Source organism: Mesorhizobium sp. INR15, assembly GCF_015500075.1.
Classification (GTDB): domain Bacteria; phylum Pseudomonadota; class Alphaproteobacteria; order Rhizobiales; family Rhizobiaceae; genus Mesorhizobium.
Genome location: NZ_CP045496.1, coordinates 4,831,796 through 4,856,095 on the forward strand (window position 1 = coordinate 4,831,796; position 24,300 = coordinate 4,856,095).

24 protein-coding genes, 1 tRNA gene and 1 pseudogene are annotated in these 24,300 nt (G+C 61.2%); 17 read left to right on the top strand and 9 right to left on the bottom strand.

Features of this window, described 5'->3' with window-relative positions; all coding sequences use genetic code 11:
- Positions 1 to 4 precede the first annotated feature (4 nt).
- Together GA829_RS23535 and GA829_RS23540 are read right to left on the bottom strand one after the other, a co-directional pair.
- Positions 5 to 346, bottom strand: a complete 342-nt coding sequence (locus GA829_RS23535; protein ID WP_195174999.1) for a GYD domain-containing protein — start codon at positions 344 to 346, stop codon at positions 5 to 7.
- A gap of 24 nt (positions 347 to 370) precedes the next feature.
- A complete protein-coding gene (locus tag GA829_RS23540) occupies positions 371 to 1,063 on the bottom strand; it encodes a cysteine hydrolase family protein (protein WP_195175000.1) in 693 nt (230 codons plus the stop codon).
- A gap of 102 nt (positions 1,064 to 1,165) precedes the next feature.
- Between GA829_RS23540 and GA829_RS23545 the strand changes: the two genes are divergently transcribed.
- The 5 genes and pseudogenes from GA829_RS23545 (at position 1,166) to GA829_RS23560 (ending at position 6,020) form a co-directional block, all read left to right on the top strand.
- Positions 1,166 to 2,065: a LysR family transcriptional regulator gene (locus tag GA829_RS23545; RefSeq protein WP_195175001.1), complete on the top strand. Its 900-nt coding sequence runs from the start codon at positions 1,166 to 1,168 to the stop codon at positions 2,063 to 2,065.
- Positions 2,066 to 2,189: 124 nt separating this feature from the next.
- A tRNA-Leu gene (locus GA829_RS23550) sits at positions 2,190 to 2,275 on the top strand.
- Positions 2,276 to 2,598: 323 nt separating this feature from the next.
- Positions 2,599 to 2,811: pseudogene (locus GA829_RS36860) on the top strand (autoinducer binding domain-containing protein); the annotation flags it as partial.
- Between the two features lie 132 nt (positions 2,812 to 2,943).
- Entirely contained in the window at positions 2,944 to 3,105 is a 162-nt protein-coding gene (locus tag GA829_RS36865) for a LuxR C-terminal-related transcriptional regulator (protein WP_258052358.1), read from the top strand.
- Between the two features lie 275 nt (positions 3,106 to 3,380).
- Entirely contained in the window at positions 3,381 to 6,020 is a 2,640-nt protein-coding gene (locus GA829_RS23560; RefSeq protein ID WP_258051869.1) for an autotransporter outer membrane beta-barrel domain-containing protein, read from the top strand.
- A gap of 35 nt (positions 6,021 to 6,055) precedes the next feature.
- Here the strand turns inward: GA829_RS23560 and GA829_RS23565 are convergent, their stop codons facing one another.
- A complete protein-coding gene (locus tag GA829_RS23565; RefSeq protein WP_195175003.1) occupies positions 6,056 to 6,634 on the bottom strand; it encodes an NUDIX domain-containing protein in 579 nt (192 codons plus the stop codon).
- A 153-nt stretch (positions 6,635 to 6,787) separates the two neighbouring features.
- On the opposite strand from GA829_RS23565, the gene GA829_RS23570 reads away from it, so the two are divergent.
- The 4 genes from GA829_RS23570 to GA829_RS23585 all read left to right on the top strand — a co-directional run bounded on the left by GA829_RS23570 (position 6,788) and on the right by GA829_RS23585 (position 9,027).
- Positions 6,788 to 7,891: an NADH:flavin oxidoreductase/NADH oxidase gene (locus GA829_RS23570; RefSeq protein ID WP_195175004.1), complete on the top strand. Its 1,104-nt coding sequence runs from the start codon at positions 6,788 to 6,790 to the stop codon at positions 7,889 to 7,891.
- A 128-nt stretch (positions 7,892 to 8,019) separates the two neighbouring features.
- Entirely contained in the window at positions 8,020 to 8,337 is a 318-nt protein-coding gene (locus GA829_RS23575; RefSeq protein WP_195175005.1) for an SH3 domain-containing protein, read from the top strand.
- Positions 8,338 to 8,481: 144 nt separating this feature from the next.
- The gene (locus tag GA829_RS23580; RefSeq protein WP_195179786.1) at positions 8,482 to 8,757 is read left to right on the top strand and encodes a DUF982 domain-containing protein; all 276 of its coding nucleotides are present in this window, start codon (positions 8,482 to 8,484) and stop codon (positions 8,755 to 8,757) included.
- Between the two features lie 30 nt (positions 8,758 to 8,787).
- Positions 8,788 to 9,027 (top strand): DUF2188 domain-containing protein, encoded by a 240-nt coding sequence (locus GA829_RS23585; protein ID WP_195175006.1) that lies wholly within the window; start codon positions 8,788 to 8,790, stop codon positions 9,025 to 9,027.
- A 57-nt stretch (positions 9,028 to 9,084) separates the two neighbouring features.
- Here GA829_RS23585 and GA829_RS23590 read toward each other — a convergent pair whose 3' ends face one another.
- Complete coding sequence (locus GA829_RS23590; RefSeq protein WP_195175007.1) at positions 9,085 to 10,089, bottom strand: alpha/beta fold hydrolase; 1,005 nt, start codon at positions 10,087 to 10,089, stop codon at positions 9,085 to 9,087.
- A gap of 164 nt (positions 10,090 to 10,253) precedes the next feature.
- A complete protein-coding gene (gene wrbA / locus GA829_RS23595; protein ID WP_195175008.1) occupies positions 10,254 to 10,853 on the bottom strand; it encodes an NAD(P)H:quinone oxidoreductase type IV in 600 nt (199 codons plus the stop codon).
- A gap of 198 nt (positions 10,854 to 11,051) precedes the next feature.
- Here wrbA and GA829_RS23600 point away from each other — a divergent pair, with 198 nt between their 5' ends.
- From GA829_RS23600 to GA829_RS23625, 6 genes are all read left to right on the top strand, one after another.
- Positions 11,052 to 11,795 carry a competence/damage-inducible protein A gene (locus tag GA829_RS23600; protein ID WP_195175009.1) on the top strand — a complete coding sequence of 248 codons (744 nt, stop codon included), beginning with the start codon at positions 11,052 to 11,054 and terminating at the stop codon, positions 11,793 to 11,795.
- Between the two features lie 81 nt (positions 11,796 to 11,876).
- A complete protein-coding gene (locus tag GA829_RS23605; protein ID WP_195175010.1) occupies positions 11,877 to 12,710 on the top strand; it encodes a universal stress protein in 834 nt (277 codons plus the stop codon).
- A gap of 130 nt (positions 12,711 to 12,840) precedes the next feature.
- On the top strand, positions 12,841 to 13,341 hold the full coding sequence (gpt, locus tag GA829_RS23610; protein ID WP_195175011.1) for a xanthine phosphoribosyltransferase: 501 nt from the start codon (positions 12,841 to 12,843) through the stop codon (positions 13,339 to 13,341).
- Positions 13,342 to 13,550: 209 nt separating this feature from the next.
- Positions 13,551 to 14,039, top strand: a complete 489-nt coding sequence (locus tag GA829_RS23615) for an NUDIX hydrolase (protein ID WP_195175012.1) — start codon at positions 13,551 to 13,553, stop codon at positions 14,037 to 14,039.
- A gap of 136 nt (positions 14,040 to 14,175) precedes the next feature.
- The gene (locus tag GA829_RS23620; protein WP_195175013.1) at positions 14,176 to 14,487 is read left to right on the top strand and encodes a PilZ domain-containing protein; all 312 of its coding nucleotides are present in this window, start codon (positions 14,176 to 14,178) and stop codon (positions 14,485 to 14,487) included.
- A 713-nt stretch (positions 14,488 to 15,200) separates the two neighbouring features.
- Complete coding sequence (locus GA829_RS23625; protein WP_195175014.1) at positions 15,201 to 19,007, top strand: vitamin B12-dependent ribonucleotide reductase; 3,807 nt, start codon at positions 15,201 to 15,203, stop codon at positions 19,005 to 19,007.
- 107 nt (positions 19,008 to 19,114) lie between these two features.
- Here the strand turns inward: GA829_RS23625 and GA829_RS23630 are convergent, their stop codons facing one another.
- Entirely contained in the window at positions 19,115 to 19,609 is a 495-nt protein-coding gene (locus GA829_RS23630) for a hypothetical protein (protein WP_258051873.1), read from the bottom strand.
- 124 nt (positions 19,610 to 19,733) lie between these two features.
- Positions 19,734 to 20,255, bottom strand: a complete 522-nt coding sequence (locus tag GA829_RS23635) for a hypothetical protein (RefSeq protein WP_195175016.1) — start codon at positions 20,253 to 20,255, stop codon at positions 19,734 to 19,736.
- Between the two features lie 182 nt (positions 20,256 to 20,437).
- Between GA829_RS23635 and GA829_RS23640 the strand changes: the two genes are divergently transcribed.
- Complete coding sequence (locus GA829_RS23640) at positions 20,438 to 20,797, top strand: hypothetical protein (protein ID WP_195175017.1); 360 nt, start codon at positions 20,438 to 20,440, stop codon at positions 20,795 to 20,797.
- 20 nt (positions 20,798 to 20,817) lie between these two features.
- On the opposite strand, the gene GA829_RS23645 is transcribed toward GA829_RS23640, so the two are convergent.
- Both GA829_RS23645 and GA829_RS23650 read right to left on the bottom strand, forming a co-directional pair.
- Positions 20,818 to 21,783: a DUF3592 domain-containing protein gene (locus GA829_RS23645; RefSeq protein ID WP_195175018.1), complete on the bottom strand. Its 966-nt coding sequence runs from the start codon at positions 21,781 to 21,783 to the stop codon at positions 20,818 to 20,820.
- Positions 21,784 to 21,992: 209 nt separating this feature from the next.
- On the bottom strand, positions 21,993 to 23,072 hold the full coding sequence (locus GA829_RS23650) for a glycoside hydrolase family 25 protein (RefSeq protein WP_195175019.1): 1,080 nt from the start codon (positions 23,070 to 23,072) through the stop codon (positions 21,993 to 21,995).
- Positions 23,073 to 23,310: 238 nt separating this feature from the next.
- On the opposite strand from GA829_RS23650, the gene GA829_RS23655 reads away from it, so the two are divergent.
- The gene (locus GA829_RS23655; RefSeq protein WP_258051874.1) at positions 23,311 to 24,279 is read left to right on the top strand and encodes a DUF1402 family protein; all 969 of its coding nucleotides are present in this window, start codon (positions 23,311 to 23,313) and stop codon (positions 24,277 to 24,279) included.
- Positions 24,280 to 24,300: the final 21 nt, after the last annotated feature.

A 24,300-nucleotide genomic window follows, 5' to 3' on the forward strand; every position in this document is an offset into this window, starting at 1 on the left:
GCAGCTACGCAGTATTGACTGTTTCATGACCGTTCCCTTTTTGAGTTCCGTTTTTTATTGATGCCTCGACGATCGAGCCCCACTCCTGGCCATCGAATGCGCGAAGCACGACTGGATCGACATGACCGTCCTGGCGAGCGACGAGCAGGTACTGCATCATCGCCGCTTCGCTCGGCATCTCGAAAACCTGCACGAAATCGTATGCGCCCATCGTTGCGTAGAGCGCGACGCTGCGCCCGCCGAGGCTTTCGACACGCTCGCGGCTGACCCGAGCGCGTTCAGGAGAGTTGGCAATCTCGTTGAGCCCCCGCTGCGTGAGACGCATCAGGGAGATGAAATATGGCATTGGGTAAAATCCGCTAGTGTTTGGTCAGTTGGCCGAGGACGTATCCAATGCGCGAAGGCCTGCAATCACGTCCGCCGCCCTGGAGACAACGCCGTAGATGCCGTCTTCGACGGTGACCATGTGGACGGCTGCGTCGTGCGCGTATTGGTCGCCGCTGGCGCAGGCATCCTCGACCAGCAGGCATTGGTAATTCCTGTCGGCCGCCTCGCGCATTGTCGTGCTCACGCAGACGTCCGTCGTGCAGCCGGTAAAGAGAAGGTGGGAAATTCCCCTGGCCCGCAGGACATGATCGAGGTCAGTATGGGTAAACGCGCCGTTGGCTGTCTTGTCGACAATGATGTCGTCGGCGTGGATGGTAATTTCCGGAACGATCTCAAAACCCGGTGATGAGCGCAAAAGGACCTGGGTTCCCTCAAGGCCCCCACGTTTGCGACGCCAACGCTCATAGGGCGTCATGTCGGCCATGTCGGCGCGATACCCTTGCCTGGTGTGCAGGATCAGGCATCCTGCCGCCCGTGCGGCATCGATCAAAGCATTGACATTGGGCAAGATCGCACGGAGCGGCGCCGGGTCGTAACCCTTCCTGGCGAAGTAGCCGTCGGACGACAGGAAGTCGACCTGCAGGTCGATGACGAGAAGCGCCGTCACAGCCGGATCAAGATTGCCATCATAGGGATAATCGAAAGGCCGCGATCTGATCCACTTTGTGCCCGTCATTTCTGTCTCCGCTGGTTGTCCGCCCGAAACTATGGCCCGCCGATTGTTATTACAATCCATATGATTTATACGGTTTCAAGTTAGCGGAACTAAACAATTGCCATGAAGCATCCCCATGGGCTGGCCTATCTTCGCGTTTTCGAAACAGTGGCCCGCATTGGTTCGGTTCGCTCGGCGGCCATCGAACTGAACGTCACTCCGGGGGCGGTAAGCCAACAAATCCACAACCTTCAGGATGCCCTTGGTGTCCCTTTGTTCGTCAGGGATGGACGGCGGCTTCGCCCGACGGAAGCAGGACGTGCACTGCAACGCTCCGCGGCGGTAGCCTTTTCGGAGATCGATAGCTGTGTTGAGGAAATCGCCAAGCCCGGTGCATTGCCAGTCAGCCGATCCGTCACGATCGCGGTGCCGCCTGCCCTCGCGGTTTCATGGTTTGCCACGCAAATGTTTGACTTCGCGCAGGTCGCCGGCCTGACGAAATTCCGGATCCTTTCCGCCGTCGACTTCGCCCAGGTGGATTGGCGCCTAGCCGATATCGCGATCGTCTACGGTTCGCCTCCCTGGAAAGGCTTCTCCTGGAGCCTGATGGCGAACATTGTCCTCAGACCTGTTTGCAGTCCGCGGCTCCTGAACAGCTCGCCGTCGTTGAAATCGCCTCGTGACGTCTCCGATCACTGGCTTCTGCACGAAGACGATGGCAGCGAATGGTTACGCTGGCTGACGGCGGCGAACGTCTCGCAAACCGCCTCGCGCAATGCGCATTTCAGCACCTTGATGATGGCGATGACAGCTGCTCTGGAAGGGCGTGGACTGGCTTTGGTGAGTGATTTCCTTGCCTCGGATTATCTTCAATCCGGCCGTCTGGTGCGGCCGTTCGAAACGGGAATAGAGGGGTCCCGAAGCTATTATTGCGTATGCGCCGAGAGCCGAGCCACTGAACCGCAAATCATGCGCATGACAGAATGGATCCTTGACCGGTCGCGGATGCAGCAGCGGATTTGACCGCAATGAGCCTCAGCGCCGCAAAGCACCCAGCAATGAGGAGAACACGATTTTGCACAACACATTTTCTGGCCTGAACAACGCCGATTGACGAAATTGCCTAACTAGTTGAAACGACAGGGACGCGGACGTGGCGGAATTGGTAGACGCAAGGGACTTAAAATCCCTCGATCTCTGATCGTACGGGTTCGATTCCCGTCGTCCGCACCAGCTGATTGCGTTGCCGTTTCACCACCGTCATCTTACTTCGGTATCGACAGGCGACGGTTGATCTCGGACGATTGCCTGCGACGATCGAAAATCCGAGGAAATGGGGCGACTGATGAAGCAAGCCGCGGGGTTGCGGTTTCTCGAGTTTTGCGCGAACGAGCCGAACGCCGAAGATGTGATCGCGCACTTCCTGGAGACCATCAAGATTTTCGGCTTCGACGTGTCGGCGGGCGGGGCATGGGTCGGCGTCGGCGGCACGCGCGCACCGCTTCTATTTCAACAATTGGCCGAAGGACTGGCTCGATCTCTATCTCGCCAACGGCTTTTTCGACATCGACCCCATGATCATCGAGACGCGCCGCCGCATGACCCCGTTCCTGTGGAGCGAAATGGGCGACGCACGCAGCTTTACGGTGGAGGGCAGAGCGGTGCTGGAGGCAGGCAAGGCTTACGGATGGTCCGAGGTGATGGGCGTCCCAATCCACGGGCCGGCGGGCTACCAGGGGCTCGTCTCGTTTGCGTCGCTGAATTCGGTTTCGATGAGCACGACCGAGCGGGCGCTCCTGCATACGATGGCGCTTGCCGTACACGACCGCGCGCATGCCTCCATCGGCCTTGGTGACAGCACTCGGCCTCCCATTCACCTGACGCCGCGCGAAGCCGAGTGCATGCGCTGGGTTGCCGCCGGCAAGACCGACGCGGAAATCGGCATCATCCTCGGCATCGCCGCCGCGACCGCGCACTATCATGTCGAGCAGGTCAAGAAGAAAGCCGGCACGCGCAGCCGCAGCGAAGCCGTGGCCCTGCTGGTGCTCGCGGGCACCGTCTAGGATCTCGTTCCGCCTGCCCGCCCATGCCAGGTTGTCCAACCTATCTTTTCAGTTAGGTGCGCCGCAGCATGATCTGTTTTAGCGTCATTGCATCGCGGGTTTGAATCGCGCCGACCAAACGGCAAGGGCAACGGGGCTTACAGTTGAATAGTGGGATTTGTGACCGCCCTTTCCGGGCGGACGGCATAGCTTTGCGTGTTTTGCGCCGAACGACGTGGCTGGCCACGGCAACGCTTTTGCCCTTGGCCATGTGGGGCGGCGCACGAGCCGCGGACGTGAACGTCACCGCCAATGTCGGAACCGGCATCAATCTTGATACTCAGACAGGCAGTACCGTCGAGATCAATCCGGGCGTGACCGTGACAAATGTGCCCTTGAGCGTGCCGGTCAGCGCGACGATCAACCCTTGGGCCCTGACGAACCGTGGCGCCATTTCGTCTTCATTCGCCAATGCCGTCTCGCTTTCCGTCGATGGCTCCTCGGTCACCAATTTCGGCTCGATCGCCAGCGATGCAACCGGCAATTCGGTCTGGATGACCGGCGGCGGCAGCGTCGAGAACAAGGCCGGCGCGACCATCAGTTCAGGTCATAGTTCGATCAGGATTGGCACGGCCCCGACCATGAGCACGCCCGGAGGAGGTGCAGGGACCGTCATCAATGCTGGCACCATCACTCAGACCGGGACAAGCGGCGATCTCGTCACCCTGCTTTTCGGCGGCACCGTCACCAACCTGCAAGGCGGCACAATCTCCGCTAACAATGGCAGCAACGCGGTATCTGTTGGTCAGGGCGCCTCACGAACCGTGATCAACTCCGGCACGATCACCAACACCGGCTCCAATTTTGCCGCCGGGGTGCTGGTCCAAGGCGGGGCGAGCACGGTTACGAACAACGCAACGGGGCACATCAGCGGCACCTTCAACGGCGTATACGCCAGCCTCAGCGCGCCGCTGACCTTGACGAACAACGGCGTCATTGAATCGACAGGTTCGAACACGAGCGCACGTGCCGTTGAAGCGACGGGCGGCGGTACCTTCACGAACACCGGTACGATCAAGTCGGCTTCCAGTGATGGGCTGTATCTGGCGCGCGGCGGGACGGTAACAAACAGCGGCACGATTTCCGGCGCTGTCCGCGCCATCAACTTCACCGGCAATTACGCCCGCATCCTCAATCTCGACACGGGCTCGGTGCTCAACGGCATTGTTCAGGGCGGAACCGGTGTGGACAGTCTCGTGCTGCTTGGGACTGGAAGCGAAAGTGCGGCCAAGTTCCTGGCCTTTGAGACCCTGTCGATGCAGGGAAAAGCGTGGCAGTTGAATGGCACCGGCACGTTCTCAACCAGCACCGATGTCAAATCCGGTAAGTTGACGGTCGCTGGAGTGCTCACCAGCCCGACGATCACCGTGCAGTCGGCGGGCACGCTGACAGGCAATGGCACACTCATTGGTGCGGTCAAGAACTCCGGCACCGTGCTCGTTTCATCCGGCGCGCTTGGCGTCACTGGCAGCTTCACCAGCCAGGCCGGCTCCACCCTGGCCATTGGCCTGACACCAGCAAGCAATGCAGTGCTTGGCGTCACTGGGACGGCAACTCTCAACGGCGGCACGGTGCAGGTCCAGGCAGGCTCCGGCATCTATGCGCCAAGTACGACGTACACCATTCTGACCGCCAGCGCGGGGCGCAGCGGCACTTTCAGCAGCGTCACCAGCAACTTCGCGTTCCTCGACCCAACCCTGACCTACGACGCCAACAACGTCTATCTTACCCTGGTGCGCAACGGGATCGACTTCGCCAGTATCGGCGGCACACCGAACCAGCGTTCGGCCGGAGGCGGCGTGGAATCGCTCGGCTTCGGCAACCCGATCTATGAAGCCGTTGCGCTGCTGGACATCGATGGCGCGCGCGGGGCCTTTGATCAGCTTTCCGGGGAAATCCACGCCTCGATCAAGGGCTCCCTGCTCGATGACAGCCGTTTTGTCCGCGATGCCGTCGCCAACCGCCTCGACGCCGCCTTTGGCAACCCTGCCGCGACCTCCGCTCCGCTGATGGCCTATGGCGAAGGCGGACCGGAACTGGCCGCGGCCGACACCGAGCGCTTTGCCGTCTGGAGCCAGGGTTTCGGCTCCTGGGGAGCACGCGGGAGCGATGGCAATGCCGCCGCTCTCGATCGCTCGACCGGCGGCTTGCTGATAGGCGCGGACGCCTTGGCTAGCGCTTGGCGGCTCGGCGTGCTCGGTGGGTACAGCCGCTCAAGCTTTGATGTCGGCGACCGGCGCGCCTCCGCCGACAGCGACAATTATCATCTTGGCCTTTATGCTGGAACGAACTGGGGCGCCATCGCATTGCGGGCAGGCGCCGCCTATGCGTGGCACCATATATCGACCACTCGCTCGGTCTCTTTCGGCGGCTTCAATGATCAATTGTCGGCCGGCTACAATGCCGGGACGGCACAGGCCTTTGGTGAGCTTGCCTACGCGGGCCGCGCCGGCCAATTCAGCTTTGAACCCTTCGCCAATCTTGCTTACGTCAATCTGCGCACCGATGGCTTCACCGAGCGTGGTGGCATGGCTGCGTTGACGAGTGGAAGCTCGAGCACCGATGCCACCTTCACCACGCTCGGCGTCAGGGTCTCCAGCGACTTCAAATTGGGTGGCGTCGAGGCGACAGCGCGCGGCATGCTCGGCTGGCGGCATGCCTTTGGAGATGTCACGCCGCTGTCTACTGTCGCCTTTGCCGGCAGCGACGATTTCACCATTGCCGGCGTACCGATAGCCAGGGATGCCGCCCTTGTCGAACTGGGTGTCGACCTGCAACTCACCTCCAACGCGAAGCTTGGCCTGTCCTATGCCGGGCAGTTCAGCGCGGATGCGCATGACAACGGGTTCAAGGCGAAGCTTGGTCTTTCGTTCTGATCGGTCAGCGGATCTGGAAGGACGGAGCCGACAGTTCAAACAGGCATCGGGTTCAGTTTCAAATGCTGGATCAGGATAATTGTCTTCGCGTCGATGATGCGGCCGTCCGAAATCCCTGCCAACGCCTCATCGAGCGACATTTCCAGAACCTCGATGTCCTCGCCCTCTTCCGGCGCACCGCCACCCGCCGAGATGCGGTCGGCCGGAGAATAACGGGCAACGAAGAACCAGAGCCGCTCCGTAACGCTGCCCGGGCTCATGTAGGGAGCAAACAGGCGCTGGACGTTCTTCAGGCGGTAACCGAGCTCCTCCTCCGCCTCCTTGCGGATGCATGTCTCGGGGTCATTCTCATCGAGCAGGCCGGCGCAGGCCTCGATCAGCGGCTCCTTGTGGCCGGTGACAAAGGCGGGGTAACGGAACTGGCGCACCAGAAGCACGGTTGAGCGGACGGGATCGTATGGCAGGATCACCGCACCGTCCCCGCGATCATAGGTCTGGCGGATTTGCGTTTCCCATTGGCCGTCACGCCGGCGATAATCGAGCACGGTCTTTTTCAGAACAGCCCAGTCGTCGGAGAGGATTTCCTCGGAACGGATGCGAATGCGGTCTTCCATCATGATCTCCGTGCTATGCGAGGCGTAGCCGCCAACCGGTGCGCGCGCAATCCAGGCAGTGATTGGTCCAGACGAAGCTTCACCGCCTCGTGTCTGGCGCGTAGAGGATCGATTACCTAGATAGCTGATCTACCCCCATCCGGAGTCTCCTTGATGACCGCATCGCTTTTTCAGCCGATCACGCTCGACGGCCTGACCTTTCCGAACCGCATTGCCGTTGCGCCGATGTGCCAATACTCGGCTGAAGACGGCTCCGCCAGCGACTGGCATTTGTATCACTGGATGAACCTCGCCATGTCCGGCGCCGGCATGGTCACCGTCGAGATGACGGATGTCGAGCGGCGCGGCCGCATTTCGCATGGCTGCCTCGGCCTCTATTCCGACGACAACGAGGCCGCCGCCAAGCGGGCACTCGATGCCGCCAAGCGGGTCGCGGCCCCTGGCACCAAATTCGGCACGCAACTCGCCCATGCCGGCCGCAAGGCTTCCAACCAGAAGCCGTGGGACGGCGGCGGACCTCTGAAGGCCAACGAGGACCCCTGGCAGACTGTTTCGGCTTCCGCCATCCCCTACGACAAGGGTTGGAATGTGCCGCATGCACTTGAGGATGACGAGATCCTGCAACTCATCGAACGTTTTGCCGATGCCGCGCGGCGAGCCGAGCGCGCCGGCTTCGACTTCATCGAACTGCACGCGGCGCACGGCTATCTGATCTTCCAGTTCCTGTCACCGCTTTCCAACCAGCGCACGGACCGCTGGGGCGGTTCCGTCGAAAACCGCATGCGCTTTGCCGTCGAGATCGCCAAGGCGGTGAAGAAGGCTGCTCCCAAGCTGATGCTGGGTGCGCGCCTATCGGTCAAAGACTGGGTCGATGGCGGCTTCGACGTCGAGGATGCGATCGAAGTGGCCAAAGCGCTGAAGGCGGTTGGCGTCGCCTATCTCTGTTGCTCGAGCGGTGGCAATTCACCCCTCCAGAAGCTGCCGGCCGGTCCCGGCTATCAGGTTCATCTTGCGGAAGCGGTACGCAAGGGCGCTGACATTCCAACGCGGGCGGTTGGCTTGATCGATGACCCGAAGCAGGCGGAGGCTGTCATCGCCCAGGGCCGCGCCGACATGGTGGCGCTGGGACGCGGCTTCCTGGCCGATCCGCGCTGGGGCTGGCGTGCCGCCGCGACGTTCGGCGAGAAAATCCATCCGGCGCAGCAACTCGCCCGTTCCGTAACGACGATGGAACACTGGATGAAGGCAGCCAGCTAAGCAGCAACGCCCGGCGGACTGTCCGGCAAAGCGGCTGGACAGTCCGCCACAGCTTCGCTTTAATCCGCTCCGTAAAGTATTCCGTTGGGGAAGGCCGCCTTGGCGCGGCCGGGATGGGAGCTGATATCATGACATTCAGGGCAATTTTGGGGGTCGCGGCCACAACGCTCGTAGCAGGGCTTTGGCTCGGCACATCGGCACCCGCGGGCGCGCAATATTGCGAAGGCACGGTGCACGGCCTGTCCGGCCGCTACAATCTCGCCACCGGCAGCGGCTTTCTGGCGGTGCGGACGCGGCCGAATTCGTCGTCGCGCATGATCGGCCAATTGTTCAACGGCGATCACACCGAGATCTTCGACCGGCGCGGCAACTGGTACCAGGTCGAGATCGGCGGCACGACCGGCTGGGCGAATGCGCGCTGGCTGCGCAACGATTGCGGCTATTGAGACGCCAATCCATTTCGCCCAAAAAGTTCGGGTTCGGGGCACGCATCGAGCGGAGATTTGAAGCGCGTCGTAAACGCGACGCGACTTTTGGGCGCAGGCCGACGACACGTTTGCAACCAAATTGGCTGCTTTGCGTTGGCCGCCATGGACAACAAACCCTTTGAAGTGCCTGTCGTCGTCGAACTCGGCCACGTCGGCAAATATCGCCATATCCGCAGCACCCAGGAGGCTGCCGAGTGCCTTATGACGGTGTGGCCGCTCAATCGCGGCCCGCGCCATCGTGATGCCCTCGACACTTGCCTCAAAGTGCTGGAAGGTTATCGTTCGACCGCGGAAGCGCGCCGGGCATTGATCGAAGCCGCACGGGAATCGGAAGTGCTGGTGCCGGACGACAGACTGGCAGACGACCGCCTGCATTGAGCAGGCGGAGTTTTCAACCGGAGGATTTTCATGGCGAAGCTGACTTACAAGATCGTCGAGCATGACGGCGGTTGGGCCTACAAGGTCGGGGCGACTTTTTCGGAGACATTTCCGAGCCACAACGATGCGCTTCGCGCTGCCGAGATTGCGTCCGCCGAACAGCAGGTCGCCGGGGCTACCGATGGCATTCAGTACGAGGACGCCGACGGCAAATGGCATGAAGAACTGGCCGATGGACGGGACCGGCCGCAGACCGAGGTTTCCGACTGAGTTGATGGCGTCAACGGTGGCCGGTGCTCGGTGCGGCACGGCTAACACCGCCAATTACTACGATGGTTCAGTGAAACTGTTGTGAGGCGACGTCCGGCTGGAAAAGGCTCGGGTGGCGATGCGCTCGATGAAAGCGACGATCCGTTCCGGCTCGACGAATTGCGGCATGTGGCCGAGCCCATCGACCCGCTCGAAATCCAGATCCTTGATCCCCGACGCCATCGGATCGCCTTGCGTGCCGATATCAAGCACATGGTCGGCGGTGCCGAACAGAATCCCGACCGGCATGGCAATGTCGCCATAGCGCTGCCTGATGCGGCCAAGATCTTGCTCGATCGCCACGATGTCGGTCGACGTGGCGTAGAAATGGCCTGGCCTGAGCCCCAGCCAGCCGCCGCCCTCGGTCATGTAGTCGGCCGGCAAGGCTTGCGGCGCGAAGACGAACTCCATCGTCGGCCTGGCGTATCTCAGGCTCATGGGTATCGCCACGGTATGGGCCATGATCCAGCGCAGCAGGCGTGAGCGGATATAGAGCGAGCCGAATTTCTTGCGCACGCTGCCTTCCATGCGCGTCAGCGGCGCCAGCAACGCGATGCCAGAAATCACGGCGGGGTGCTCAACCGCCAGCGCCAACGCAATTGCGCCTCCCAGGGAATGGCCGACCACCAGCGGCTTTTCCAGGCCCAACGCATCGATGAAGCGCCGCACCGTCTCGGCCTGTTCAGGCAGCCGGCCGGTGCCGTTGCTGGGCCGTGCTGAATAGCCGGCGCCCGGACGGTCGAGTGCAATCAGCCGATAGCCTGGGCCGAAACGGCCAAACAGCGTGTCACGAAAATGGTGGAGCTGCGCGCCAAGACCATGCAGGAAGACGATCGGCAGGCCTTCGCCTGTTTCGACATAGTGGATGCGGCTGCCGTCGATATCGATGAATTTGCCGACAGGCGGGACAAGCCGTTCGGCCCTCGCGCCGATCCACTGCGTTGCCAGCAACAAGCCAGCAATGATCAGGACTGCCAGCAGAAAAAACACGCCAAACAGCCACGACAGAATCGATACCAGCATTCTTCACCCGGAACTGAACGGGCGCACCTTACCCATCCCCGGCTCGCCGGCAAAGTTGCAAAAAGGGCAGCCTTGCGAGCCGCCCTTCTTTGCGCTGTTGGATGTCCCAGCGCCCAACACGGCGAACCTAGAGGATGCTTGACCCTGCCGCTTTGGACAAGAAATCAGCCGTGCAATTTCCGGGTGATTTCAGCGACGCGCTTGCCCTGGAATTTCGCGCCTTCGAGCTCCTGCTCCGAAGGCTGACGCGAACCGTCGCCGTCGCTGGTCGTGGTCATGCCATAAGGGGCGCCGCCGCGCACCACATCGTTACCCATCTGACCCTGATAGGCATAGGAGAGCGGTACGATGATCATGCCGTGGTGCTGCAGCATCGCCTGCGTGCTGATCAGCGCCAGCTCGGCGCCGCCATGCTGGGTGGCGGTCGATACCATCACCGAGCCGACCTTATCCAGCAGCGCGCCCTTGGCCCAGAGCGGCCCGGTCTGGTCAAAGAAGTTCTTCAGTTGCGCGGCCATGGCGCCATAGCGCGTCGAGGCGCCGACAATGATGGCGTCATAGTCGCCAAGCTCGAGCGGATCGGCGATTGGTGCTTCCTGGTCGAGCTTGTAATACGCCGCCTTGGCAACCGCCTCAGGCACCAGTTCGGCAACCCGCTTGATGCTCACCTCGGCGCCGGCCTCGCGCGCGCCTTCGGCAGCGGCCTTGGCCATCTGCTCCATATGACCCCAGCTCGAATAATAGACTACAAGTACCTTCGCCATTCTATCTCCTTGATGCGTTTATGCTGATTGCCGGAGCCGCCTAGTCCGGCGGGGCTTTCTACGGAGCTGGGCGTTCGAGGGATATCGCGGATATGGGCACAGATTGTTCACCGCTCAGGTGGCATTGCCGCCAGCCTCCCGCCGCGCTATCTCAAGCGACTTTGTCTGCCAAAGACGACCCGTGTGCCGGAGCCTTCCATGCCTGAAATCGTTACCGCCGCCATGCTCGTCATCGGCGATGAGATTCTCTCCGGCCGAACCAAGGACAAGAACATCGGCCATCTGGCTGACATCATGACGGCGATTGGCATCGACCTGAAAGAAGTGCGCATCGTTCCGGACGAAGAGGACGAGATCGTCGCCGCCGTCAACGCCATCCGCGCCCGCTACACCTATGTCTTCACAACCGGCGGCATCGGCCCCACGCATGACGACATCACAGCGGACTCGATTTCAAAAGCCTTTGGCGTGCCTTGTGAATACGATGCCAAGGCCTACGCGATGCTGGAAGCGAGCTACGCCGCGCGCGGCATCGAATACACCGAGGCGCGCAAGCGCATGTCGCGGATGCCGCGCGGCGCCGACCACATCGACAATCCGGTGTCCGTGGCCCCCGGCTTCCGCATCGGCAACGTTCATGTCATGGCCGGCGTGCCGTCGATCTTCCAGGCCATGCTCGACAATGTCGTGCCGACGCTGAAGGCCGGCACCAAGATGCTGTCGGCCACGGTCCACTGCCCGTTTGGCGAAGGCCTGATCGGCGGGCCGCTGGGTGACATCCAGAAAGCGCATCCGGACACGATCATTGGCTCCTATCCCAAATACGGCGACGGCAAATTCTGGACGGAACTTGTCGTGCGCGCCCGCAGCCAGGAGGCCCTGGACGCCGCACGGGCTGATGTCGAGGCAATGGTCGCGGGTTTCGCCAACACAGCTGCCTGAGCTAGGCCAGACCGGAACCAAGCGCGGCGCTGCAACGTTTCCTTGGCGCGATCTCGATCGCGTCAGAGATGAGGGATTCCCATGCGTTTCAAGACCATCGTTGCCATTTTGCAGAACGAACAGGATGCCGAGCGCGTTCTGGACTGCGCAATTCCGCTTGCCAGCCGGTTTCAGAGCCATTTGATCGGCATCCATGCCGAAGCGCTTCCCGTGCCCTACACCTCGGCCACCGGCTTTCCAGATACCGAGTTTCTGCAGGTTTCGGCCGATATGAGCCGCGAGCGGGCCGAGAAATTGCAGGCGACTTTCCTCAGGCACATCGAGAATTCCGGGCTGTCCTTCGAATGGCGCAGCCTTGAGAGCTTTTCCGGCGACAGCGCACTGACCGGCATATCCAGCGTTCGGACCGCCGACCTGATCATTGCCGCGCAACGGGAGTCTGGGGGCGATCCAAGTGCCGACGTCGACACGCTTGTCTATGACGCCGGGCGGCCGGTGCTGGTGGTGCCGCACTCCGGTCCGCTGATTACCAGCTTCAAGCATGTGCTGCTCGCCTGGAACGGCAGCAAGGAAGCGGCGCGGGCCGCCTTCGACGCCTTGCCCTTCATCATCGAAGCCGAAAAAACCGACATCCTGGTCATCGATCCGCCTGACACGCTCGACGAAAGCCCCGAGGCAGCCGGCGCCGAAATCGCGTCCGCCCTTTCCCGCCATGGCGCCAATGTCAGTGTCTCGGTGCTGCAATCAGCGGGCGCCTCGGTCGACGATGTCATTCAGACGAGGATCACGGAGACCGGCGCCGACCTGCTTGTGCTCGGCGCCTACAGCCATTCGTGGCTGAGACAGCTTCTGTTCGGCGGTGTCACGCGTACCGTGTTGCGGACCGTACCTGTGGCGGCTTTCCTGTCGCGCTGAAGCAATATCGGGCATAGGTCCACAGCGATCGCTTGGCTTGCCCTTGCCAAAGCCAAGGCTTTCCAGTTAATTCCGCGCGCATTCCCTTGTGTTCTTGCGCGCGGTCCTCGCGCGCTTCGGAGTGCGCGAAATGTCCCTTCCTGAAAAAGCCTTTCCAGTCTCCTGGGACCAGTTTCACCGCGACGCGCGCGCGCTCGCATGGCGGCTTGCCGGCGCCAACAAAGGCCAATGGAAGGCAATCGTGTGCATCACGCGCGGCGGCCTGGTTCCGGCAGCGATCATCTCACGCGAACTCGGCATCCGGATCATCGAGACGGTCAGTGTCGCCTCCTATCATGACTATACCAGCCAGGGGCAATTGCAGGTGTTGAAGGATGTAACGCCGGCCCTGCTCGTCGATGATGGTGCCGGCGTGCTGATCATCGACGACCTCACCGACACCGGCAAGACCGCGGGCATCGTGCGCGCGATGATGCCAAAGGCGCATTTCGCCACCGTCTACGCCAAGCCGAAGGGCCGGCCTCTGGTCGATACTTTCGTCACCGAAGTCAGCCAGGACACCTGGATCTATTTCCCCTGGGACATGGGTTTCACCTACCAGAAACCGATCGCCGACGATCACGCCGGCTGATTCGGAGCGAACTGTTTTTCCAATTTTCGGCTACCCAAGAGTGACATTTGCTTCGAGAACCGGGCTCGCTGAGCACGATTTCTTGTGAAATCGACCTTTCTTGGCGAAAATTGGCCAGTCCAATCAAAGTTTTTACTTTTATTGCTGACAATTCGCCGTAGGATTCATGAGACGGCAAACGATTCTGGAGGCTGGGGCTAGCTTCTGCGATGCTGACGAGACCGACGGCGCACAATCATCTGGCTGAAAGGGTCCGGCGACTCTTCGGCTCCGCACCGTGTCGTTTGCAGGTTGCCGCCCTGCCCTGGCGCGATGCGGAAAATGGCGTCGAGATCATGCTCATCACCAGTCGCGACACAGGCCGCTGGGTGATTCCCAAGGGTTGGCCGGAAGCCAAGGAGCCGCTCTGCGAAGCCGCGGCGCGCGAGGCGGGTGAGGAAGCCGGGTTGCGCGGGACGATCTCCAACCTCGAAGCTGGACGCTATTTCTACGCCAAGGCGCTTGCTTCCGGTGAAGAAGTGCCTTGCGAGGTTCTCGTCTTTCCGATGCACGTCGACAAGATCGCCGACCGCTGGAAGGAAAAACGCTCCCGCACCCGCAAATGGGTCAGCTCATCCGAAGCCGTACGCATGGTCAACGAGCCGGATCTTTGCCAGATCATCGCCTATTTCTGCGCCGACCCGCACCGATTTTCATGACCGGATATTGAATGCACGGCTGAGGTTCAATCACACGCTTAACAATCCATGGTTGAATCGGCGCAACCGCTGCACGCAACTGTGAATGCTTTGCTAAGGAATCAGCTGTAGGGTTTGGCTGCTCTGGTGCCTATTGATGACAAACCCTGCAAACCCATCTCCGGAAGACTCCGATGAGCCACGGCGCGAACACCGCCAGCGTATGCTCAAGGGCGGGACGATCATTACCGGGATTTCGAACTCGGAGGTTGGCTGCACGCTGCGCAACCAGCATGAAGGCGGCGCGGAGCTGAAGATCCCGCTCGAGGCCAGGGTGCCTGATCGCTTCCTCCTTTACGTCGCGGTCGACGGCGTCGCCTATCGCTGCGAGGTTCGCTGGCGCCGCAGCGACCGGATCGGAGTGCAATTCACTGGCAAGGAGCCAAAGCCGAAGCTGCACTACGGCTGAGCCTCGCTTCAAACACGTTCTCCGTGGCGTAGCGCCAGGCGTTCTTCATAAGATGGCGTCGGGACGGTCGAATTCGCCACTTTGATATGACGCACTTCGTGTTCGATCCACGACGGCACGTGCGGCGGTCTGCTGCAACCACAGCCTGCGATGCCCCCATTCTATCCCCGTTATCCACATATGTGACACACAAGATGTTGGGGTCACAAAAGCTACGCAAACGAATCCTTGACGGCGCAAAACGAGTCGCCTTTTATAGGCCATGCGCTCCTGTTGAGAGCGCGACCGGAAAGTTCAGAGCCCGGTCTTTTTCCCGGATTATGTGAGTTTTTTCCCGCATTTCCGCCTGTTTACGAGGCTGGCGGAAGCGTTGGGAATGTGGGGCGACTGGGGACGATAGGGAGAATTGTCGGACTGGAATAAATTGTCTGTTAATACTATATTTAGTGTTTGCAGGTAGGTTCGACGCTAGATAGTGTGAATTTCCCTCGGTCGAGGGAATCGCAAAAAAGTTTCAGTTGATGGACCCGCGGGGTTCGTTGGCGGGTTGCACAGAAGCCTCGCAAGAGGTTTTGACCGACTGGCCACGAAGACCGCGAAATGGAGAGCCGGTGTTTTCGAACGCCGGCAAACGGCGGACTTGCGCGTTTCGCATTGGGGAGGAGAAATCCCTGGGGAAAAGCGCTATATATAGACAAAAGGGATCCGGACCAATGCGCATCGAGCGTCGCTTCACCAAGCCAGGACAATCTGCTTACGCGGAGATCGAGTTCCGCAAGGCGCTTTCCGAGATCAAGAATCCGGATGGTTCGGTGGTGTTCCGCTTGGACAATATCGATGTCCCCACGCAGTTCTCCCAGGTAGCCGCGGACATCCTGGCGCAGAAGTATTTCCGCAAGGCCGGCGTTCCCGCTCGCCTGAAGAAGGTCGAGGAGAACGACGTCCCCTCCTTCCTGTGGCGCTCGATCGCCGACGAGGCCGAGCTCGCCAAGCTGCCGGAAGCCGAGCGCTACGGCTCCGAGATCGACGCCCGTCAGGTGTTCGACCGTCTTGCCGGCACCTGGACCTATTGGGGCTACAAGGGCGGCTACTTTAAATCGGACGAAGACGCCCTCACTTTCCGTGACGAGCTTGCCTACATGCTGGCCACCCAGCGCGTCGCACCAAACTCGCCGCAATGGTTCAACACCGGCCTGCACTGGGCCTACGGCATCGACGGCCCGAGCCAGGGCCACTTCTATGTCGACCCCTTCACCGGCAAGCTGACCAAGTCGAAGTCTTCCTACGAGCATCCGCAGCCGCATGCCTGTTTCATTCAGGGCGTGCAGGACGATCTTGTCAACGAAGGCGGCATCATGGATCTGTGGGTGCGCGAAGCGCGCCTGTTCAAATACGGCTCCGGCACCGGCTCCAATTTCTCCATGCTGCGCGGCGAAGGCGAGAAGCTGTCCGGCGGCGGCCGTTCGTCCGGCCTGATGAGCTTCCTCAAGATCGGCGACCGCGCCGCCGGCGCCATCAAGTCGGGTGGCACCACGCGCCGCGCCGCGAAAATGGTCATTGTCGACGCCGACCACCCCGATATCGAGGAATTCATCGACTGGAAGGTCAATGAAGAGCAGAAGGTCGCCTCGCTCGTCACCGGCTCCAAGATCGTCAAGAAACATCTTGAGGCGATCATGAAGGCCTGCATCAATTGCGAAGGCCAGGATGACGATTGCTTCGACCCCGCGATCAACACCGCGTTGAAGCGCGAGATCAAGGCGGCCAAGAAGAGCGCGGTGCCGGAAAACTACATCTACCGCGTCATCCAGTTCGCCAAGCAGGGCTACACCTCGATGTCGTTCAAGACCTACGACACCGACTGGGATTCGGATGCCTATCTCACCGTTTCGGGCCAGAACTCCAACAATTCGGTGTCGCTGAAGGACAATTTCCTGCGCGCTGTCGAGGACGATGCCGACTGGCACCTGACCGCCCGCAAGGATGGCAAGGTCATGAAGACGCTGAAGGCACGCGACCTCTGGGAAAAGATCGGCTACGCCGCCTGGGCTTCCGCCGATCCGGGCCTGCACTTCAACACGACGATGAACGACTGGCACACCTGCGCTTCCGCCGGTGCGATCCGGGCCTCCAACCCGTGCTCGGAATACATGTTCCTCGACGACACGGCCTGCAACCTGGCCTCGATCAACCTGCTGCCCTACCGCAATGCCGACGGCACGATCGACATCGCTGCCTACGAGCACACGGTTCGGCTGTGGACCATCGTGCTGGAAATCTCCGTCATGATGGCGCAGTTCCCGTCGAAGGAGATCGCCAAGCAGTCCTACGAATACCGCACGCTTGGTCTCGGCTACGCCAATATCGGCGGCCTGCTGATGACCTCGGGCATTCCCTATGACTCCGACGAGGGCCGCGCCATTTGCGCCGCACTCACCGCGATCATGACCGGCGTTGCCTATGCCACCTCGGCCGAGATGGCATCCGAACTCGGCGCTTTCGCTGATTACGACCGCAATGCGCAGAACATGCTGCGCGTCATGCGCAACCACCGCCGCGCCGCCTATGGCGAAAAGGGCGGCTACGAGAAGCTCGCCGTCAACCCGGTGCCGCTGGTCGCTTCCGACCTCAAGCAGCCGGAACTGGCTGCCCATGCCAAGGCTGCCTGGGACCGCGCCATCGAACTCGGCGAAGAGCATGGCTACCGCAATGCACAGGCGACCGTTATCGCGCCGACCGGCACGATCGGCCTGGTCATGGATTGCGATACCACCGGCATCGAACCTGACTTCGCCCTGGTGAAGTTCAAGAAGCTCGCCGGTGGCGGCTACTTCAAGATCATCAACCGCGCCGTTCCGGAAGCGCTGCGCACGCTTGGCTATTCGGAAGCGCAGCTTGCCGAGATCGAGGCCTATGCGGTCGGCCACGGCAACCTCAACCAGGCACCGGCCGTCAACCCCGGTTCGCTCAAGGCCAAGGGTTTCACCGACGAGAAGATCGCGGCACTCAACGCTGCGCTGAAGTCGGCCTTCGACATCAAGTTCGTCTTCAACCAGTGGACGCTCGGCGCCGACTGGGTGAAGGAGAATTTCGGCTTCACCGACGAGCAGCTCAACGATTTCTCGTTCGAAATGCTGCCGGCGCTTGGCTTTTCGAAGAAGGACATCGAAGCCGCCAACATCCATGTCTGTGGTGCGATGACCCTTGAGGGTGCGCCCTTCCTCAAGGCGGAGCACCTGGCGGTGTTCGATTGCGCCAGCCCGTGCGGCAAGATCGGCAAGCGTTCGCTTTCGATCAACAGCCACATCATGATGATGGCGGCGGCGCAGCCCTTCATCTCCGGCGCTATCTCCAAGACCATCAACATGCCCAACGACGCGACGGTGGAAGACGCCAAGGGCGCCTACATGCTGTCGTGGAAGCTGGCGCTGAAGGCCAATGCGCTTTATCGCGACGGCTCCAAGCTGTCGCAGCCGCTCAATGCCTCGCTGCTCGCCGATGGCGAGGAGGACGAGGACGATGTGGTCGAGCAGTTGATCCAGGCACCGGCGGCGGCGCGTGCGGCGCAGATCACCGAGCGGATTGTCGAGCGCATCATCGAGCGCGTGTCGCGCGAGCAAGAAAAGCTGCCTGGCCGCCGCAAGGGCTACACGCAGAAGGCCAAGATCGGTGGCAACACCATCTTCCTGCGCACCGGCGAATATGACGATGGCCGTCTCGGCGAGATCTTCATCGACATGAACAAAGAAGGCGCCACCCTGCGTGGCCTTCTCAACAACTTCGCCATCGCCATCTCGCTCGGCCTGCAATATGGCGTGCCGCTGGACGAATATGTGCATGCCTTCACCTTCACCAAGTTCGAGCCGGCCGGCATGGTCATCGGCAATGATGCGATCAAGAGCGCGACGTCGATCCTTGACTACGTGTTCCGCGAACTCGCCATCTCCTATCTCGACCGCAACGACCTCGCCCATGTCGACCAGTCGGACTTTTCCAACACCGCTCTTGGCCGCGGCATCAGCGAAGGCAAGACCGACGCCGTCTCCAAGGGCCTGACACGCGGCTCGCCGGTGAAGCTGGTGTCGCGGGCGGTGAGCAGCGATCCGAAGGGCTTTGCCGGTGGATCGCCCTCAAGCGCCCCTGTCCGCTCGGCGCCGACCGCCTTCTCCGGCTCCAACGTTCTGGCGCTGTCGTCGGCCACGGCGACCGTGCTGAAAGCCGATCAGGCGATTGGTTACAAGCGCGACTATGAGGAGCGTGCCAAGGAACTGGCCGAGGACATCGCCTTCGACGAAGCAGCTGGTGCCGCGTCCGAACTCACGGGGGCCTCGGCGCTGTTCACCGATGCAGCGGCAAACGAAGCAGCCGAGGCGAAAAAGCTCGCCGCCGACCGCCGCGCCAAGTCCCTGCTGCAAGGCTACACCGGCAACTCCTGCTCCGAGTGCCAGAATTTTACGATGGTGCGGAATGGCACCTGCGAGAAATGCGATACTTGTGGCGCCACGAGCGGGTGCAGCTGATCGACAGGCGAATTTCTAGCTATCTAAGACAATCGGCCCGGTCGCAAGATCGGGCCGAAGTCGTTTGAGGTTGTTGGTAGGCCAACGCTATACGACGCAGGCTCTTGCTACCCCGCCGGCAACACCCGCAGCGTCTGCTCGTCAAACAAAGGCTCGTCCTGCCCAACACGCACAAACAAAAGCTTCCGCCCCTCACCCGCCGGCACCTCGAAATACTGGATACCATCAGGCGCTACGCCCCATTCGCCGCAGGGCGGCTCGGGAATCTCGTCAGGATTGGCGAGCGCCTTCAGTTCTTTCGTGTAGGCGGCGTCCGGGCTGAACGTATAGCGTTTGATGCCGGCGGGCTTGGTTCCCTCCGTGTAAGGCGTCAGCACGCAGCGGGCGCTGATGGCCTTGTCGGTCTTTTCCAGGAACAGACGCTGCAAGGCGGCCTCGGCGGTTTCGCCGGGGTGGATATCGAACAGTTCGACAAGCGGTTCGGCGTCGCCGCCATCGCTGTATTTTATGGCAAGCGCATTGCCTGCGAATTCGAAATGGATTTTTCGGAAACCGAAATCGCAGCGCTGCGCCCAGGCGGCCAGTCTGACCTTTTGGTCCACCAACTTTTCCCAGACGCATTTGTCGATGGGCGGGCGCGACGGTGCGGGTTCATCAGCACAAGCGACAGCAGCCAGCGTCACTGATGCAAAGAGGGCGCCGATCCCGATCATGGACTTCACCGCGCTATTCATCGCTGCACCCTGTCAGCGCAAAAGCGTCCCAGGCCGAGCCATTGGGATTGGCCTGGGCGAAGTCGGGCCATTCGGTGAACGTCGCCCCGAATTCAGGCAGCAGCAGGCCTTTCGGTGCGGGTGTCGCTTCGCGTGAGTTCAGTTGCTCGGCGCCGCCACCGGTCAAGGCGTAGACTTGGCCCTCCCACACCCGACACAATCCGCTGCCATCCTCGAGACCCGCCTCGCGATCGTCATCGGTGCAAGTGTGGCGGATGGTGCCGAGCGGAAACGAGTTCTTGCCGTTGGTCCAGGTGATGTCGGCCGCGAGGCTGATCGCGGTATTCGGCACGGCCAGCGAAAAGACCTCGGTCGTCAGCGCCGCCGGCTCGTTGTTGATCGGCCGGAACTGCAGGATCGCGCCTGAGCGCGGCTCGCGATAGGTGGCGTGGCTCAGCAGGCATTCCTTCGTGCTCGCCGCCTGTACCAGGCCGAGCAGGCTGAAAAACACGATGCCTGACTTGCGAATGATCATCGGATGTCTCTTGAAAAGGAGGGAGAAATCAAAGCCAGGTGCCCTCGGTTCGCACATTGCATCATCCACGCAGAACGATAAGCGAAATCCCCGAACATCTGTCTGCTCCTTGATGGAAACTTATCCGGCATGAAACCCGATAGCTTGTATGGTCGAACGCTGCGGCTGGGGAGAAATCCGGAATGCGGCGTTTCATGGTGACGATGGCGATGTGTGCATTCGCGGCTGGCCCAGCGTTGGCCACCGAGCCTTATGTCGGCACATGGTCCAAGGATCGGGCGAACTGTACCGCCAGTGCCGACGTCCAAAGCCAGACCGTATACTCGGTGCAGCAAAACGCCCTGTCGGTTCCCGAGCTTGGCTGCGAACACGCGACATTCCGCAAAACCGCGACCGGCTGGGTGGTCCATGCAAGCCAGTGCTATGGTTCTGATCCAACGCTCGAGGAGCCGTTTTCCCGCGTCATCCATATCGTCAAGACTGGAACCAGCTTGAGATTCACCTGGCCGGGCTTTGACAGCGGACCTCTCGCGCGGTGCTGAAGACTTTCGCACAGCGGCGGTCAAACCAGCCCAACGAGCAAGGCCGCGCCGCCGAGAAAGCCTACCGAACAGGTCCAAAGCAACCAGAGGCCGCGCACCCGGCATTCGAGCACCGCCGAGCCGGGATTGGCGGGGTCGTAGTGCACGTCGACCTTGCTGCCCTCGGCATAACGCCGGGCCTGTCCGCTGACGAGGCCGGGCAGCGAGGCCGTCACGGTGGCACCGAAGGTCACCCGATCGGCGCTGTAGCGCTGGTTGGCGACGCCGTAGCTGTAGACGATGCGAGACCGGAAGACGGTGCGCCAGCGTTGATAGCCGCCATGGATTTGGAGTGCCTGAAGACCTGACGCATCGATGCGGCCGGCGGTGGTCGGCCATTTTGCCGCCTGATCGGCAAGCGACTTCTGGGCGAAGCCCATGCGCAGGATAAACAGGCCCATGAACAGCAGGAATGCCGCCGCACCCAGGTTTTGCGGCTTGGGCAGATGCGGCCCGATCGCTTCGAGCACACCCCCGACGGAAAACACCAGCACCAAGGCTCCGACCACCAGACCAGCCGAAAGCTGGACCATGAACTTGAAAGCGCCATCCGGCATGGTGCGCTCGATGACGGCCTTGGCCGGATTGGTCGGGTTATAAAACACGGTCACTTCGGCGCCGCGTGGAAACCGCGCAAGGGTTTCCGTGACTTCGAAATTTCCGAGGTTTTCCTGCACGCTATAATGCGCGCTTTGAAATTTCTTGCCGCCCACCTTGTACTCATAGGTGATCGCCGGAAAATTGCGAATCTCGGTGGAATTGCTGGTGTCGGAGCCCGCGCCCGAGCTTTTGACCTCGCGTGCTTCGACACGCGACGAGATGATCTTCCCCGGCGTCGGCAACCAGCGGCTGACCGCCTTGACCTCTCGCCATTTCACAAAGGTGATGAGCGACAGCATGCCGGCGACAGCGCAGGCAAACCCAACCAACAGCAGCTTGAGCTCCAACTCGTCCCCCCGACGACCAAGAGTGCAGGAACCTGGACATAGACATCAAGGCGGCGGCAAAGTCTTGTCTATTCTCGGAAAAGCCGACTAAGCGTCGCTCAGCGCGTCAAACTGGAATGTCAGCCGTATTCGTCATCTTACCACGGGCTTTGTTGCCGTCGGTCGGTTGGTGGCGAGCCGGCGCTGGCAACAATGTCAATCCAGATGTCTCAGTTCGCGTCAGCCACCGTCTGCCGTCCACCGGCAAAATTGCGCCATTGCCGCTCGTCGCCGTGGAAGACGTTGAGATCGATGCGCCCGGTGACGCCATGCGACAGGCCGGAGCCGGAATATTGCCAGAACAGCCACTTGCGGCCCGGATAGACCTTTGACGGGTGCTGTGCCACGGCGCGCACCCAGAATGAGTAGTCGAGGAATTCACCCCGAAGGTTGTCGCGGTAGAAATCGGGCGCGGTGTAGATGATGGGCCGCTGGCCGTAATGGCGTTCCAGCTTGTCCATGAAGACCTGCATCTTCTCCAGCACCTTTTCGCGAGACGGACGCCGCTTGCAGCTGGACTCACCGTTCCATTCGACGTCGATGACCGGCGGCAAGGCACCATCCATCTTCGGCACATTGCGGATGAACCAGTCGGCCTGCTCGCCGGCGGTGCGGCACCAGTAGAAGAAATGATAGGCGCCGCGCTTCAGGCCGGCTGCTTCGGCATTGCGCCAGTTCTTCATGAACATCGGATCGAGATGGTCGCCGCCATCAGTCGCCTTGATGTAGGCGAAATTGGCGCCCTGGCCACGCAGCTTTTCCCAATTGACGTTGCCTTGCCAGCGCGAGACATCGACGCCATGGACGGCAAGATGCCGGGGCGACGACTTGCCGAAATTGATTGGCTTGGCATCGCGAAAGCCGTAGCGCGTGAGCGGCCCGGCAAGCATCGCGGGAGCCGCCCTCGACAGAAGCTTTGGCGGCGACACGAGCGCAGCCGGCTCCACCTGTGGCTCGGCGCTGTCGGTCAGGGCGGGCGCGGCAAACGCCACGGTCTCTTCCTCGGCCAAACCAAACGGGCGATCGATTTCAGCCGAAGGCTCTGCTTCGGCCACATCTTGTGTCTTGCTGGGCGCCTTGCTGGCCCTGGCCATCGGAGCTGAAGCAATCGGTGCACTCGGCCGCACGACCGAACTGGTCGTCTCGCTCGACGGCTTTTGAATGTCCAGTGCCTCCATGCCGGATGTCGACGAACATCCTGCAAGGCACAGTGATACGATCAAGAAACTGGGGATGCCCGATAGCCGCATCTGGACCTGTACTCAAAACACAACAGACCGAAGGCGACGGCCAACGGACAAACCAGACACAGTTATGAACGAGAAATTACCAATAAAGTTTGAATCAAGTTATTAAGCATGTCGGACGCCCTGCCAACGAGGCTGACATGCTCGGTGTCGGCGCAGCCTTGACAGTGCCATGATGTGGCTGTTGAGACAGGTACGCGGCACCGTGCCGGCTATATCAGCAAATCCGAAAAGGCGCCCGATGACTGCCTTGCAGCGGCTTCTCCTGGTCCTCCTGCTCGCTGCCGCTCCATGCGGCACGGCGCTCGCGGCCGATACACTTGTCGTCGTCCCGCCCGGCAACCGCGCGGAAACACAGCCGCCGATACCGGATGCATCGGCGAACCGAACCCGCGCGTTCAAAACCACCTATGACGAGAAATACGAAAAGATCATCGCGCTGCTGAAGCGTGAGAAGAAGCTGATCGCGCATATCAAGCAGGTGGCGGCCCTCTACGATATCGACCCGATCCACATCGTCGGCGCACTGGTCGGCGAACACACCTACAATGTCACCGCTGTCGGGTCGGTCCAGACTTATTATGTCAAGGCGCTGTCCTACTCCGGGCTCGACTTTTCCTTCCGCTACAAGGGTGTGCCAGTGCAGACTTTTGTCGAGCGGCCGGAATTCGCCGCCTGCGCACAGGCAAAAGGCGGCGCGGCGCTCTGGAGCTGCCGCGACCAGGTATGGATCGAGCATTTTCGCGGCAAGACGGTAGATGGCGTCACCTATGAGGCGCTGTCCTTCCAGCAGGCATTCTTCCAGCCCTTCTTCGCCGGCCAGACATTCGGGCTTGGACAGATCAGCCCGCTGACCGCGCTGCAGGTCACCGATCTCGTCAACAAGGTCAGCGGCTATGACAGGCTGACGCCCGACCGCCCGCAGGCGATCTATCGTGACGTCATGGATCCCGACCGCAGCATCGTCTACATCGCCGCCATCGTGCGCGACGCCATCGATGCCTACAAGGAACAAGGTTTCGACATTTCCGCCAATCCTGGCATCACCGCGACGCTCTACAATGTCGGCCAGCCCAGGCAGCGCGCTGCTGAACTGCGCGCCGCCGTGGCGAGCGGCAAGGGCCGCAGGCTGCCGGTGGAGAATTATTACGGCTGGCTGGTAAACGAGAAGCTGGATGAGTTGAGAAGCGTCCTAGACAGCGGCAGCTAGAGCAACACATCTCGCCGGGGA

Bases quoted from the DNA above. Each gene is read 5' to 3' on its own strand.
- GA829_RS23570 (WP_195175004.1), top strand. From the start codon at position 6,788: ATGACCGCATCGCTTTTTCAGCCGATCACGCTCGACGGCCTGACCTTT.
- gpt (WP_195175011.1), top strand. From the start codon at position 12,841: ATGTCCCTTCCTGAAAAAGCCTTTCCAGTCTCCTGGGACCAGTTTCAC.
- GA829_RS36865 (WP_258052358.1), top strand. From the start codon at position 2,944: ATGCGCTGGGTTGCCGCCGGCAAGACCGACGCGGAAATCGGCATCATC.
- GA829_RS23545 (WP_195175001.1), top strand. From the start codon at position 1,166: ATGAAGCATCCCCATGGGCTGGCCTATCTTCGCGTTTTCGAAACAGTG.
- GA829_RS23640 (WP_195175017.1), top strand. From the start codon at position 20,438: ATGCGGCGTTTCATGGTGACGATGGCGATGTGTGCATTCGCGGCTGGC.
- GA829_RS23655 (WP_258051874.1), top strand. From the start codon at position 23,311: ATGACTGCCTTGCAGCGGCTTCTCCTGGTCCTCCTGCTCGCTGCCGCT.
- GA829_RS23585 (WP_195175006.1), top strand. From the start codon at position 8,788: ATGGCGAAGCTGACTTACAAGATCGTCGAGCATGACGGCGGTTGGGCC.
- GA829_RS23590 (WP_195175007.1), bottom strand. From the start codon at position 10,089: ATGCTGGTATCGATTCTGTCGTGGCTGTTTGGCGTGTTTTTTCTGCTG.
- GA829_RS23540 (WP_195175000.1), bottom strand. From the start codon at position 1,063: ATGACGGGCACAAAGTGGATCAGATCGCGGCCTTTCGATTATCCCTAT.
- GA829_RS23625 (WP_195175014.1), top strand. From the start codon at position 15,201: ATGCGCATCGAGCGTCGCTTCACCAAGCCAGGACAATCTGCTTACGCG.
- wrbA (WP_195175008.1), bottom strand. From the start codon at position 10,853: ATGGCGAAGGTACTTGTAGTCTATTATTCGAGCTGGGGTCATATGGAG.
- GA829_RS23615 (WP_195175012.1), top strand. From the start codon at position 13,551: ATGCTGACGAGACCGACGGCGCACAATCATCTGGCTGAAAGGGTCCGG.
- GA829_RS23565 (WP_195175003.1), bottom strand. From the start codon at position 6,634: ATGGAAGACCGCATTCGCATCCGTTCCGAGGAAATCCTCTCCGACGAC.
- GA829_RS23580 (WP_195179786.1), top strand. From the start codon at position 8,482: ATGGACAACAAACCCTTTGAAGTGCCTGTCGTCGTCGAACTCGGCCAC.
- GA829_RS23535 (WP_195174999.1), bottom strand. From the start codon at position 346: ATGCCATATTTCATCTCCCTGATGCGTCTCACGCAGCGGGGGCTCAAC.
- GA829_RS23575 (WP_195175005.1), top strand. From the start codon at position 8,020: ATGACATTCAGGGCAATTTTGGGGGTCGCGGCCACAACGCTCGTAGCA.
- GA829_RS23605 (WP_195175010.1), top strand. From the start codon at position 11,877: ATGCGTTTCAAGACCATCGTTGCCATTTTGCAGAACGAACAGGATGCC.
- GA829_RS23635 (WP_195175016.1), bottom strand. From the start codon at position 20,255: ATGATCATTCGCAAGTCAGGCATCGTGTTTTTCAGCCTGCTCGGCCTG.
- GA829_RS23620 (WP_195175013.1), top strand. From the start codon at position 14,176: ATGACAAACCCTGCAAACCCATCTCCGGAAGACTCCGATGAGCCACGG.
- GA829_RS23650 (WP_195175019.1), bottom strand. From the start codon at position 23,072: ATGCGGCTATCGGGCATCCCCAGTTTCTTGATCGTATCACTGTGCCTT.
- GA829_RS23600 (WP_195175009.1), top strand. From the start codon at position 11,052: ATGCCTGAAATCGTTACCGCCGCCATGCTCGTCATCGGCGATGAGATT.